This is a genomic window from Variovorax sp. GW823-FHT04F07 (assembly GCF_058795995.1).
Genome location: NZ_JBXAIG010000001.1, coordinates 1,085,250 through 1,098,690 on the forward strand (window position 1 = coordinate 1,085,250; position 13,441 = coordinate 1,098,690).

Annotated in this window: 10 protein-coding genes; all 10 read right to left on the reverse strand. The window is 65.9% G+C overall.

Annotated elements, in window-relative coordinates; translation table 11 throughout:
• Positions 1 to 12: 12 nt before the first annotated feature.
• Positions 13 to 1,851, reverse strand: a complete 1,839-nt coding sequence (gene typA, locus AC1RAA_RS05120; protein ID WP_095745387.1) for a translational GTPase TypA — start codon at positions 1,849 to 1,851, stop codon at positions 13 to 15.
• Positions 1,848 to 2,804 (reverse strand): tRNA pseudouridine(55) synthase TruB, encoded by a 957-nt coding sequence (truB, locus tag AC1RAA_RS05125; RefSeq protein ID WP_492726914.1) that lies wholly within the window; start codon positions 2,802 to 2,804, stop codon positions 1,848 to 1,850. The genes typA and truB overlap by 4 nt, the downstream gene beginning before the upstream one ends.
• A 2-nt stretch (positions 2,805 to 2,806) precedes the next feature.
• Positions 2,807 to 3,178: a 30S ribosome-binding factor RbfA gene (gene rbfA / locus AC1RAA_RS05130; protein ID WP_070060772.1), complete on the reverse strand. Its 372-nt coding sequence runs from the start codon at positions 3,176 to 3,178 to the stop codon at positions 2,807 to 2,809.
• A 21-nt stretch (positions 3,179 to 3,199) separates the two neighbouring features.
• Positions 3,200 to 6,178, reverse strand: a complete 2,979-nt coding sequence (infB, locus tag AC1RAA_RS05135) for a translation initiation factor IF-2 (protein ID WP_447744320.1) — start codon at positions 6,176 to 6,178, stop codon at positions 3,200 to 3,202.
• 23 nt (positions 6,179 to 6,201) lie between these two features.
• Positions 6,202 to 7,686: a transcription termination factor NusA gene (nusA, locus tag AC1RAA_RS05140; protein ID WP_062479821.1), complete on the reverse strand. Its 1,485-nt coding sequence runs from the start codon at positions 7,684 to 7,686 to the stop codon at positions 6,202 to 6,204.
• 17 nt (positions 7,687 to 7,703) lie between these two features.
• The gene (gene rimP / locus AC1RAA_RS05145; protein ID WP_095745389.1) at positions 7,704 to 8,333 is read right to left on the reverse strand and encodes a ribosome maturation factor RimP; all 630 of its coding nucleotides are present in this window, start codon (positions 8,331 to 8,333) and stop codon (positions 7,704 to 7,706) included.
• A 187-nt stretch (positions 8,334 to 8,520) separates the two neighbouring features.
• A complete protein-coding gene (locus AC1RAA_RS05150) occupies positions 8,521 to 9,729 on the reverse strand; it encodes a YbfB/YjiJ family MFS transporter (RefSeq protein ID WP_492726917.1) in 1,209 nt (402 codons plus the stop codon).
• Positions 9,730 to 9,748: 19 nt separating this feature from the next.
• On the reverse strand, positions 9,749 to 11,389 hold the full coding sequence (locus AC1RAA_RS05155) for an ABC transporter ATP-binding protein (protein WP_492726919.1): 1,641 nt from the start codon (positions 11,387 to 11,389) through the stop codon (positions 9,749 to 9,751).
• The gene (locus AC1RAA_RS05160) at positions 11,386 to 12,429 is read right to left on the reverse strand and encodes an ABC transporter permease (RefSeq protein ID WP_062479825.1); all 1,044 of its coding nucleotides are present in this window, start codon (positions 12,427 to 12,429) and stop codon (positions 11,386 to 11,388) included. The genes AC1RAA_RS05155 and AC1RAA_RS05160 overlap by 4 nt, the downstream gene beginning before the upstream one ends.
• A complete protein-coding gene (locus tag AC1RAA_RS05165) occupies positions 12,422 to 13,435 on the reverse strand; it encodes a microcin C ABC transporter permease YejB (protein WP_062479827.1) in 1,014 nt (337 codons plus the stop codon). Before AC1RAA_RS05165 ends, AC1RAA_RS05160 begins: the two co-directional genes overlap by 8 nt.
• Positions 13,436 to 13,441 lie beyond the last annotated feature (6 nt).

The window sequence follows — 13,441 nt, forward strand, 5'->3', positions numbered from 1 at the left end:
GATCGAAGGCGATCAGCCGTTCGACGTGTCGCGGCCGGCGCGCTTGCGGTCGCTTTCCTTCAGGAAACGCTTGCGCAGGCGCACGCTCTTGGGCGTGATTTCGACCAGCTCGTCGTCCTCGATGAACTCGACGCCGTATTCCAGCGTGAGGTCGATCGGGGGCGTGATCTTGATCGCGTCTTCCTTGCCGCTCACGCGGAAGTTGGTCAGCTGCTTGGTGCGCGTGGCGTTCACGACCAGGTCGTTGTCGCGGCTGTGGATGCCGACGATCATGCCTTCGTACACCGGATCGTTCGCCTTCACGAACATGCGGCCGCGGTCGTCCAGCTTGCCCAGCGCGTAGGTGAAGATTTCACCGTCGTCCATCGAGATCAGCACGCCGTTCTTGCGGCTGCCGATCTCGCCCTTGTGGGCTTCGTAGCTGTCGAAGATGTTGCTGATGAGGCCCGAGCCGCGCGTCAGGTTCAGGAATTCGTTCGTGAAGCCGATGAGGCCACGCGCCGGAATGCGGTACTCCAGGCGCACGCGGCCACGGCCGTCCGGTTCCATGTTGACCAGCTCGCCCTTGCGTTCGCCCAGTGCCTGCATCACGCCACCCTGGTGGGTTTCCTCGATGTCGGCCGTGACCAATTCGATGGGCTCGTGCTTTTCGCCGTTCACGGTGCGGAACACCACGCGCGGCTTCGACACGGCCATCTCATAGCCTTCGCGGCGCATGTTTTCCAGCAGGATGGTCAGGTGCAGTTCGCCGCGGCCCATGACTTCGAAGATGCCTTCTTCGTCGGTCTCGCTCACGCGCAGGGCCACGTTGTGCTGCAGTTCCTTTTGCAGGCGGTCCCAGATCTGGCGGCTGGTCACGAACTTGCCTTCGCGGCCGGCCAGCGGGCTGGTGTTCACGCAGAAGTTCATGGTCAGGGTCGGTTCGTCGACCTTGAGCATGGGCAGCGGCGCAGGCTTGTCCTTGTCGGTCACGGTGACGCCGATGCCGATGTCGGCGATGCCGTTGATCAGCACGATTTCGCCAGGGCCGGCTTCGGTCGATTGCACGCGATCCAGGCCCTGGAAGGTCAGCACCTGGTTGACGCGGCCCTTGACGGTCTTGCCGTCCGGACCTTCCATGACCAGCACGTCGGTCATGGGCTTGAGCGTGCCCTGGCTGATGCGGCCCACGCCGATACGACCGACGAAGGTCGAGAAGTCGAGCGCGGAAATCTGCAGCTGCAGCGGTGCATTCGGGTCACCCTTTTGCGACGGCACGTGCTTCAGGATGGTGTTGAACAGGGCCGACATGTCGGGGCCCCACTGCTCGCCAGGAGCGCCTTCTTCGAGCGACGACCAGCCGTTGATGCCCGAGGCGTACACCACGGGGAAGTCGAGCTGTTCGTCGGTCGCGCCGAGCTTGTCGAACAGGTCGAAGGCGGCATTGACCACCTTGTCGGGGTTCGCGCCGGGCTTGTCGACCTTGTTCACGACCAGGATCGGCTTCAGGCCCAGGGCCAGCGCCTTCTTGGTCACGAAGCGCGTCTGGGGCATCGGGCCTTCCTGCGCGTCGATCAGCAGCACCACGCCGTCGACCATCGACAGCGCGCGTTCCACTTCACCGCCGAAGTCCGCGTGGCCCGGGGTGTCGACGATGTTGATGTGCGTGCCTTCCCAGGTCACGGCGCAGTTCTTGGCCAGGATCGTGATGCCACGTTCCTTTTCGATCGCGTTGTTGTCCATCACCGTGTCGACCACCTTCTCGTGCTCGGCGAAGGTGCCCGACTGGCGCAGCAGCTGGTCGACCATGGTGGTCTTGCCATGGTCCACGTGGGCAATGATGGCGATATTGCGGATTTGCTTGGTACTCATGGTGTCGCTTCGGTCTGTGGTGCGTTCAAAAGAATTTGCTGAATTTCGATGGGGTTCAGCAAGCGCCCCGGGATCAGTTCGCCGGCGCTCACGTGGGCGGTGCCCAGGAACGCCTGCGGGTCGGTGCCGAACACGGCCACCGCCTCGGCATCGGCCCAGCCGCCGCGGCGGCGCAGGCCCGAGAGAAAACGTGCGGCATCTTCGGCCGCGAGCGTGACGCGGCTGTGGCCGTCGACCAGCGCTTCGGGAGGCAACAGGCGTGCCAGGCGCTCGTCTTCGGTCATGGCTTCGAGCGCTTCGATGGTGACGCACTGCGCCTGCCCGAATCCGCCCGTGGCCGTGCGGCGCAGCGAGGTCAGGTGCGCGCCGCAACCCAGCGCCTCGCCGATGTCCTCGCCCAGGGTGCGAATGTAGGTGCCCTTGCTCACGCTCGCAACGATGCGAATGCTGGTGTCATCCAGCTGGGTCAGCGCAAGCTGGTGAATGACGACGTCGCGCGGTGCGCGCTCGATCTCGATGCCTTCGCGGGCGTACTCGTACAGCGCCTTGCCGTCTTTCTTGAGCGCGCTGTGCATCGGCGGCACCTGGCGGATCGGGCCGGTGAATTGGGCCTGGACGCGGGCCAGGTCTTCAGATGAGACCTGTACCGGGCGTTCGGCGATCACCTCGCCTTCGGCGTCACCCGTGGCGGTCTTGACGCCCAGGCGCGCGACTGCCTCGTAGGTCTTGTCGGCGTCCAGGTGCAGTTGGCTGAATTTGGTGGCGGCGCCGAAACACAGCGGCAGCACGCCTGTGGCGAGCGGATCGAGCGTGCCGGTGTGGCCCGCTTTTTCGGCGCGCAGCAACCACTTGGCCTTTTGCAAGGCCTGGTTGCTGGAAAACCCCAGCGGCTTGTCGAGCAGCAACACCCCATGCACAGGGCGCCGCTGCACCCGTGTGCGTGGCGCGTTCATCGCTAGTCGTCTTTCGAGCGCGAAGCAACGGCCTGTGCGATGAGCGCATTCATGTCGGCCGCACGCTCGGTGGTGCGGTCGAACAGGAAGTGCAGCGTCGGCACGGTGTGGATGTGCAGGCGCTTGAACAGGCCGTTGCGCAGGAAGCCCGCAGCCTGGTTCAGCGCTTCGGTGGTCTCCGCCACGTCGCCCGTGAGCAGGCTGAAGAAAACCTTCGCATGCGCATAGTCGGGCGTGACCTCGACCGCCTGGATCGTGACCATGCCCACGCGCGGGTCCTTCAACTCGCGCGCGATCAGCTCCGTCAGATCGCGCTGGATCTGGTCGGCGACCTTGAACGCGCGGTTGGGTGCGGCTGCTTTTCTTTTCGGCATGGCCTCTTTCGCGTCGAACGCTTACAGCGTCCGGGCGATTTCCTTGATCTCGAAGAATTCGAGCTGATCGCCCTCTTTGATGTCGTTGTAGTTCTTGAGCTTGATACCGCACTCAAAACCTTCGCGGACTTCGCGGACATCATCCTTCATGCGCTTGATCGAGTCGACTTCGCCGGTGTAGATCACCACGTTGTCGCGCAGCAGGCGGAAATGCGCGCTGCGGTTGACCGAGCCCGAAGTGACGTACGAGCCGGCCACGGTGCCGATCTTCGAGGCCACGAACACCGTGCGGATCTCGGCCGAGCCGATGATCTCTTCGCGGCGCTCCGGTGCCAGCATGCCCGACATCGCGACCTTGATCTCGTCGACGGCGTCGTAAATGATGCTGTAGTAGTTCAGCTGAACGCCGTTGCCTTCGGCCAGCTTGCGCGCACCGGCATCGGCCCGCACGTTGAAGCCGATGACCACCGCCTTCGACGCGATCGCGAGGTTGATGTCGCTTTCGCTGATGCCGCCGACGCCCGCGTACACGATCTGCACCTTGACTTCTTCGGTCGCCAGCTTGAGCAGCGACTGGGCCAGTGCTTCCTGCGAGCCCTGCACGTCGGCCTTGATGATGATGCGCAGCGTCTGCACTTCGCCCGCCGACAGGTCGGTGAACATGTTCTGCAGGTTCGCGGCTTGCGCCTTGGCCAGCTTGGTGTTGCGGAACTTGCCCGCGCGGTAGGTGGCGATTTCGCGCGCACGGCGCTCGTCGGCCATCACCATGAACTCGTCGCCCGCCTGCGGCACTTCGGTCAGACCCTGGATTTCGACCGGGATCGACGGACCTGCCGACTTGGTGGCCTTGCCGTCTTCGTCCAGCATGGCGCGCACGCGGCCATAGGTGGAACCGGCCAGCACCACGTCGCCGGTCTTGAGCGTGCCGGACTGAACCAGCACGGTGGCGACCGGGCCGCGGCCCTTGTCGAGCTGGGCTTCGATGACCAGGCCCTTGGCGGCGGCATCCACCGGCGCCTTGAGTTCCAGCACTTCAGCCTGCAGCAACACCTGCTCGAGCAGGTCGTCGATGCCCTGGCCGGTCTTGGCCGACACCGGCACGAACGGCACGTCGCCGCCGTACTCTTCGGGCACGACCTCTTCGGCCACCAGTTCCTGCTTCACGCGGTCCAGGTTGGCGTCGGGCTTGTCCACCTTGTTGATCGCAACCACGATCGGCACACCAGCCGCTTTCGCGTGCTTGATGGCTTCCTTGGTCTGGGGCATGACGCCGTCGTCGGCCGCCACCACCAGGATCACGATGTCGGTGGCTTGCGCACCACGGGCACGCATGGCGGTGAACGCCTCGTGACCCGGGGTGTCGAGGAACGACACCATGCCGCGTTCGGTTTCGACGTGGTACGCACCGATGTGCTGCGTGATGCCGCCGGCTTCGCCCGCGGCGACCTTGGCGCGGCGGATGTAATCCAGCAGCGAGGTCTTGCCGTGGTCGACGTGACCCATGACGGTCACGACCGGTGCGCGCGGCAGGGCTTCGGCCTGTTGCGCCGACACGTCCTCGTCGGTGAAGGCTTCGGGGTCGTCCAGCGCGGCAACCACCGCGTTGTGGCCCATTTCCTCCACGATGATCATCGCGGTGTCCTGGTCGAGCGACTGGTTGATGGTCGCCATCATGCCCAGCTTCATCAATTGCTTGATGACTTCCTGCGCCTTCACGGCCATCTTGTGCGCGAGCTCGGCGACCGTGATGGTCTCGGGCACGTGCACTTCGAGCACGCGCGCCTCGACCGGTGCGGCCGGTGCGTGCTGCTCGTCATGACCGCCACGGTCGTTGCCACGACGGCCACGCGGGCCTCCGCGCCAGTTGCCGCGGCTGACACCCCCGCTGGCATCGCCGCGGGTCTTGATTTCCTTCTTCTTGGCAGGATCGCCGGCCCAGCTCGACGAGAGCTTGGCGGACTTGACTTCCTTGCCAGCACCGGCAGCGGCAGGTGCTGCGGCGCCAGGGGCCGCAGGGGCGCCTGGACGGCCCGGCGGCGTGGCCGGCTTGTGCAGCGTGCCCTTGACTGTCGACTTTTCAGGCTGCGGCTTCTCGGGCGCCTTGTGCGGCACCAGCACGCGAGCCGGTGCGTTCATCATGGCGCGGATGGCTTCGGCTTCGGCCAGGGCCTTGCGGCGACGCTCGTCGAGGTCCTTGGCGCGGGCGGCCTCTTCGTCGGCACGGGCCTTCGATTCGGCGGCAGCCTTGGCCTTGGCGTCTTCCTTGGCCTGCGTGGCGGCGTTCTGTGCGGCCAGCTTCGTGTCGGCAGCCTGCTTTTCGGCAACGGCAGCGGTTTCTGCAGCCGCAGCGGCGGCGGCCACAGCGGCCGGTGCAGCCACCGGCTGCTTCGCGGCTTCCTTGGCCGAGGCCGCGGCGGCTTCGGCGGCCTTCTTCTCGGCGGCGATGCGCGCAGCTTCCTGCTCAGCCTGTTCGGCGCGCTCGGCCTTTTCGGCCTGCTCGCGCTCGCGGGCTTCGGTTTCTTCGCGCTGGCGACGCTTCTCGGCCAGCTCTTCTTCCTGGCGGCGGATCAGCTCGGCCTGGCGGCGTGCGTCTTCCTCGCGGCGGGCCAGTTCGGCTTCGTCGATCTGGGGCGCGGCCGGTGCGGCGGACGTTTCGGCCGCCTGCTGCTGCGCGCCTTCGGCCGTGGCCGGGTGGCCTTCATCGCGCTGGATGAAGGTGCGCTTCTTGCGCACTTCGACCTGGATGGTGCGGGCGCGACCGGTGGCGTCGGCCTGCTTGATCTCGCTGGTCGACTTCTTGGTCAGCGTGATCTTCTTGCGCTCGGGCTCGGCCGTGCCGTGGCTGGCCTTCAGGAAGCCGAGCAAGCGCTGCTTGTCGGCCTCCGTGAGTGCATCGGTGGCGGCCGCTTTGGGCACGCCTGCGCTCTTGAGCTGGTCAAGCAAGGTTTCGGGAGTCTTCTTGAGCTCGTTCGCGAACTCGGCGACAGTGGTACTGGACATATTGCTTTCGTGCCTCCATACCGTCACTCTTGGCCGGCGAACCAATGTTCGCGGGCTTTCAAGATGAGGGCTTTGGCGTCATCGGCGCTCAGGCCGGTGATTTCGGTGAGTTCATCGACCGCGAGGTCGGCCAGGTCGTCACGGGTGTTCACACCCGCTTCGGCCAGCTGCGGAATCAGGTCGGGATTGAGGCCTTCGAGGTCGCGCAGGTTCTGCGAGACGGTTTCGACACCTTCTTCCTTGGCGATTTCCATGGTCAGCAGCGCATCCTTTGCACGGGCGCGCAGCTCATTGATGGTGTCTTCGTCGAAGGCCTCGATCTCAAGCATCTCGGAGATCGGCACGTAGGCCACCTCTTCGAGGCTGTTGAAACCTTCCGAAATCAGGATGTCGGCGATTTCCTCGTCGACATCGAGCTTTTCCATGAAGAGCTTGCGGCTGGCATCGGTCTCGGTCGCCTGCTTCTGGGCCGACTCGTTCGCGTCCATGATGTTGATCTTCCAACCGGTGAGGTCGGAAGCCAGGCGCACGTTCTGGCCGCCGCGGCCGATGGCGATCGCGAGGTTTTCCTCGTCCACCACCACGTCCATGGCGTGTTTTTCTTCGTCGACCACGATCGACGAGACATTCGCCGGCGCCAGGGCACCGATCACGAACTGGGCCGGGTCTTCGCTCCACAGCACGATGTCCACGCGCTCGCCGGCGAGCTCGTTCGTGACGGCGTTGACGCGGGTGCCGCGCACGCCGACGCAGGTGCCGATCGGGTCGACACGCTTGTCGTGCGAGAGCACGGCGATCTTGGCGCGCGAACCGGGGTCGCGGGCGCAGCTCTTGATTTCGAGCAGGCCTTGTTCGATCTCGGGCACTTCCTGGCGGAACAGCTCGATCATGAACTCGGGGGCCGAGCGCGACAGGATGATCGGCGCGCCGCGCAGCGTCAGGTCGACCTCCATGATCATGGCCCGCACGCGGTCGCCGTTGCGCAGGTTTTCCTTGGCGATCATCTCGCTGCGGCGCAGGCGGCCTTCGACGCGCCCGGCTTCCACGATGATGTCGCCCTTGTCCAGGCGCTTGACGGTGCCCACGAAGATCTTGTCGCCGCGCGACATGAAGTCGTTGAGCAGCATCTCGCGCTCGGCGTCGCGGATCTTCTGCAGGATCACCTGCTTGGCAGCCATGGCGCCGATGCGGCCGATCGGCACCGAATCGACGGATTCCTCGATGTATTCGTCGACCTCGATGTCGGGCATCTCCTCACGAGCCTCGAAGAGCAGGATCTCCTGGTCGGGCAGTTGCAGGCCGGCTTCGTCGGGGACCACGTGCCAGCGGCGGAAAGTCTCGTAGTCGCCGCTGTCGCGATCGACCGCCACGCGGATATCCACGTCACCCTGATGGAGCTTCTTGGTGGCTTGCGCCAGTGCGGATTCGACCGCGCCGAAGACCACGTCGCGCTCGACGTTCTTCTCGCGCGAGATCGCATCCACCAACATCAACATTTCGCGATTCATGCCACCACTCCTCTTGTTCAGTCCGGAACGTTCGTTCCGTCGTCAATATCCGAAAAACCCGGTTGGGTTTTGGCCTTGCGGCCCTTGAAATCCACAATCGGCGCAAGCCGCGCATCGCGCAGCTCGTCCAATACGAAGCCCAGCGCATGCAACGGTGCAGGCGCGCGCTTCTTGCTCACTTTTTGACCCGGCTTGGTCTCGGGCGCATCGCTCCAGACGATCTGCCAACCCGAACCGCCTTCAGCACGCTCCAGCGTGCCGCGAAACTTCTTGCGATTGGCCGACACCTGGCCCGCCGCGGCAGCGCCCATGGGCGCCTTGAGGGTGATGTCGATCACCGCGCCCACGAATCGCTCGAAATCCTGTTCATTGCGCAAGGGGCGATCGATACCGGGCGAGGAGACCTCGAGCCGCTTGTAATCGACCGCATCGACTTCCAGCGCGAATTGCAGCTGGCGCGTGACCTTCTCGCAGTCTTCCACCGTCACGAAGGGTTCGGGCACGCCGGCCGCCACATCTTCAGAGGTGGGGGGCGTCCAGGGCAAATCAATCGTCACGCGCAGCAATCCACCGGCCGAGCGTTCGACCTCGACCAGGTCGTAGCCGAGACCGGCCACGGTTTGCTCTACTGTTTGCTGCAATGCCACGTGTTTGAAAGCGCCTTCTGAATCAATGCCCAAGCCGCAGCACCCGCCCACCACGGATGCCACGACGCCAAATAATTGCTGCTTGAGAATGCATAGACCAAAAAAAACGGGCGGTTGGTACCCGCCCGTTTGGTCGTGAGCCTCGAATTATATGCTATTCGCGTGCATAAATGAAGGACATCGGTATTCAGGCGGCCACAGGGCGCCGGTATTTCGACCAGACCACGGCAAACAGCACCGCGCCCAAGGCCAATGCGGCTGCCGCCACCAGCAAAGGCAGCTCGAAAGAACCGGTGCGCTGGGCCAATGGTGCCGCAAACAGCGGCCCGATGATCTGCCCCACCCCGTAGGACGCTGTGGCATAGCCGATCAGCCCGGCCGCGGCATTGCCGCGCAGCCGTCGGGCTTCCCGCATGGCGAAAAGCGTGATGGCAGTGAAAGGCATGCCGAGCAGCAGGCTGCCCAGCGCAAAACCCGCAATGGTCGGCCAGGCCACCGAAAAAACGACGCCGAGCGCCTGCAATGCATAAGCGGCGGCCAGCAGCAGCCGGTTGTCCCAATGCACCGGGGCGCGGGCGCCGATCAATGCGCCCGGAATGATGGCCGCGCCGAACAGCGGCCAGAAGAAATCCGGCCATGGCGATCCCGGCAGCGCCTGCCGGGCGATCACGGGCAGGAAAGTGGCAGTAATGATGTAACCAAAGCCTGCCAGCCCATAGAGCGCGACCAGCCAGATCGCATCGCTGCGGGCTGACGCCGATCCAGAGGCACTGCCCGCTGCAACAGCCGGACTCGCCACTGCCCCGCCCGCCGGCGCCCCCACCCGCTCGCCGTCATCGAACACCCGCCAGATCACCGCGATCAGCACCACGGCCAACAGCCCGAGGCCGATCCAGCCCGCTTCCGACCCCCACCGGCCCAGCGCCCCGCCCAGCAGGCCGGTCATGGCGATCCCGATGCCCGGCCCTGTGTAGATCACGCCGGCCAGCATGGGCGAATTCGTCTCGGCCAACCGGCGCAGCCCCCAGCCCGAGGCAAACACGAAAACCCAGGCGCTCATCACCCCGGCCGCCGCGCGCAACACGCCCCAGCCGACGAAGCTGTGCAGCAGCCCCATGCCGACCAGCAAGGCCGCCGTGGCCAGCAACCCGCCGCGCACCATGCTCGACGCCTTGATGCCGATGGCCGCGCAGCTGACCGCGCCGAAGAAATAGCCCAGGTAATTAAGAGACGCCAGCAAACCGCCGCCGGCCAGCTCGAGCTTTCCCTCGCTCAGCATGATGGGCAGCATGGGCGTGAAGGCGAAGCGCCCCAGGCCCATGGCCACCGCCAGCGTGACCATGCAGGCCAGCGCCGCGCGCCAGGCACCGCGCCGGTCGTGTCCGATACTCGACATTTCTACCCGTCTCCGTTTTTTATTCCAGCAGCGCCGCCGCCACCAGCTTCTGTGTGTAGGGATGCTCGGGGGCGTCGAGGACGCGCAGGGCCGGCCCGGATTCGAGGATCGCGCCGTCCTTCATCACGATGACCTGGTGCGCCATGGCGCGGATCACCTCGACGTCGTGCGTGATCAGGAGGTAGCTCAGCCCCCGTTCGCGCTGCAGCCGCTGCAGCAGGCCGAGCACCTGCTTCTGGATGGTCACGTCGAGCGCGCTGGTGGGCTCGTCGAGCACCAGCAGCCGCGGATCGACGATCAGCGCCCGGGCGATCGCCAGCCGCTGGCGTTGCCCACCCGAGAACTCGTGCGGATAGCGGTCGAGCAGCGCGGGAAACTGCGCCTCGCTCAAGCCCACGTCCGCCAGCGCCGCGAGCGCGCGCGCCCGGCGGGCGGCGGCGTCGAGCTCGGGCGCATGCACGCGCAGCCCCTCGCCCACGATCTGCTCGACCGTCATGCGCGGCGAGAGCGACGAGAACGGGTCCTGAAACACGACCTGCATCGTGCGGCGCAGCGCCAAGTCGGAAGCGCGGTCCACCGCCCAGCCCTTCCCCGTCACCTGCAGTTCGCCCCGGTGCTTGAGCAGGCCGAGCGCGGCCAGCGCCAGCGTCGACTTGCCCGAGCCCGATTCACCGACCACGCCCAGCGTTTCGCCCGGCGCGATCCGGAAATCGGCGCCCTGCACGGCGACGAACTCGCCCTTGCGGAACCAGCCCGCGAAGCCAGGACGCGACACCGGATAGCTCACGCGCAGCGCCCGGGCCTCGAGCACCGGCGGCGCCGCGCCATCGGCGGCCGCCTCGGCCACGTCGCGCGCCGGATGGCTGTCGATCAGCTTTCGGGTGTAGGCATGCTGCGGCGCCTCGAACACCGTGCCCACCGGGCCGTGCTCGACGATGTGGCCGCGCTCCATCACCGCCACGCGGTCGGCGAAACGGCGCACCAGGTTCAGGTCGTGGGTGATGAGCAGCACGGCCATGCCGTACTTGCGCTGCAGATCGGCCAGCAGCTCGAGGATCTGTGCGCGCACCGTGACGTCGAGCGCCGTGGTCGGCTCGTCGGCCAGCAGCAGGCGCGGCTTGCAGGCCAGCGCCATCGCGATCATGGCGCGCTGGCGCTGCCCGCCCGAGAGCTGGTGCGGATACGACCTCGCCCGCCGCGCCGGCTCGGGAATGCCGGTGTCGGCCAGCAGCTGCACGGAAGCCTCTTGCGCCGCACGGGCCGACAGCCCTTCGTGCAGCTCGAGCACCTCGGCGATCTGGTCACCCACGGTGTACAGCGCATTGAGCGCGGTCATCGGCTCCTGGAAGATCATCGCGATCTCCTTGCCGCGAATGCCGCGCAGCTCGCGCTCCGGAATCGACAGCAGGTCGCGCACACCGCGCTGCGCCTGCGACCCCGACAGGGTCGCCACCCCAGCGAGGTCGGCGTTCTGCACCAGCCGCAGCAGCGACAGCGCCGTGACGGTCTTGCCCGAGCCCGACTCTCCGACCAGCGCGAGCTTTTCGCCCGCCGCGATCTGCAGGTCGATGCCGTGCACCACCGGCTTGCCGCTGAACGAGACACTCAGCCCCTTCACATCGAGCAGGGGTGGGTTCTTGATGTCGCGCGTCGTCGTCATTTGTCGGCCTTCCGGGGGTCGAGCGCATCGCGCAGCGCGTCGCCCATGAAGGTCAGCAGCATCAGCGTGACGACCAGCACGCAGAAGGTGGACAGCGAAATCCACCAGGCGTCGATGTTCCCCTTGCCCTGGCTCAGCAGCTCGCCTAGCGACGGCGTGCCGGGCGGAACGCCCAGGCCGAGGAAGTCGAGCGAGGTCAACGCGAGGATGGCCGCGCTCATGCGGAATGGCAGGAAGGTGACGACCGGCACCATGCTGTTGGGCAGGATGTGACGCCACATGATCTGCAGGTTGCCCACGCCGAGCGCGCGCGCGGCGCGCACGTAGTCCATCTGGCGGTTGCGCAGGAACTCCGCGCGCACGTAGTCCGACAGCCCCATCCAGCCGAACAGGCTCAGCAGAATCAAGAGCAGCGACACGCTCGGCGTGAAGATCGCGCTGAAGATGATCAGCAGGTACAGCTCGGGCATCGCGCTCCAGATCTCGATCAGGCGCTGGAAGGTCAGGTCGATCTTGCCGCCGAAGAAGCCCTGCACGGCGCCGGTCGCGATGCCCAGCACCACCCCGACCACCGTGAGCGCCAGCGCGAACAGCACGCTCACGCGAAAGCCATAGATCAACTGGGCCAGCAGGTCGCGCCCGCGCTCGTCGGTGCCGAGCAGGTTCGCGTGCGAGGGTGCGGCGGGGTTCGGCGGCTTCGAGAAATAGTTGAGCGTGGCCGGGCCGTAGCGGTTGGGCGCATAGAGCGCCCAGTTGTCACCCTGCGTGATGCGCTGCTCGATGAAGGGGTCGAGGTAGTCGGCCGGCGTTTCGAAGTCGCCGCCGAAGGTCTTCTCGGAATAGTCGCGCAGCACGGGGAAGTAGGTCTGGCCTTCGTAGCGCACCACCAGCGGCTTGTCGGTGGAGAGCACGTCGGCGAACAGGCTCAGCACCACCAGCGCCGAGAAGACGACCAGGCTCCAGAACCCCAGCGGGTTGCGGCGGAAACGGCGCCAGGCACGGCGCCCGGGGCTCACGGACACGGCGGCGGCTTCAGTCAAACTTCACCCTCGGATCGACCCAGACGTAGCAAAGATCGGAGATGAGCTTGGTCACCAGCCCGATCAGCGTGAACAGATAGAGCGTGCCCAGGAACACCGGGTAGTCGCGCCGCAGCACGCTCTCGTAGCTCAGCAGGCCCATGCCGTCGAGCGAGAACAGCGTCTCGATCAGCAGCGCGCCCGAAAAGAAGGCGCCGATGAAGGCGGTCGGAAAGCCCGTGATGATCGGGATCAGCGCATTGCGGAACACGTGCTTCCACAGAACCTGCCGCTCGGCCAGCCCCTTGGCGCGCGCTGTCAGCACGTACTGCTTGCGGATTTCCTCGAGGAAGGAGTTCTTGGTGAGCATCGCGGTGATCGCGAAGCTGCCCAGCACCATGGCCGTCACCGGCAAGGTGATGTGCCACAGGTAGTCGACGATGCGCGCGCCCCAGCTCAGCGACTCCCAGTTCGGCGAGGTCAGCCCGCGCAGCGGGAACCACTGCAGCTGGCCGCCGAAGATCACCAGCAGCGCCACGCCCAGCACGAAGCCCGGGATGGCGTAGCCGACGAGCACGAGAAGCGTCGTAAAGAAGTCGAAGCGCGAGCCCGCGCGCACCGCCTTGGCCACGCCCAGCGGCACCGCGATGAGGTAGCTGATGAAGAAGGTCCACAGCCCCAGGCTGATCGACACCGGCAGCTTCTCCTTGATGAGCTGCCACACGTCCTTGCTCTGGAAGAAGCTCTTGCCCAGGTCGAAGCGGGCGAACTGCTTGAGCATCTGCCAGAAGCGCTCGGGGGCCGGCTTGTCGAAACCGTAGAGCGCCTTGATCTCGGCCACCTGCTTGGCGTCGAGCGTGCGGCCGGTGGGACCGCCCGAGATGCGGTTCTCTTTGTTGGTGAGCTGCGAGAGCAGCTGTTCGGCCGGACCGCCCGGCACGAACTGGACGATGGCGAAATTGAGCAGCAGCACGCCGAACAGCGTGGGAACGATCAGCAGGAGGCGTCGGATCAGGTAGGCGGCCATGCGTGT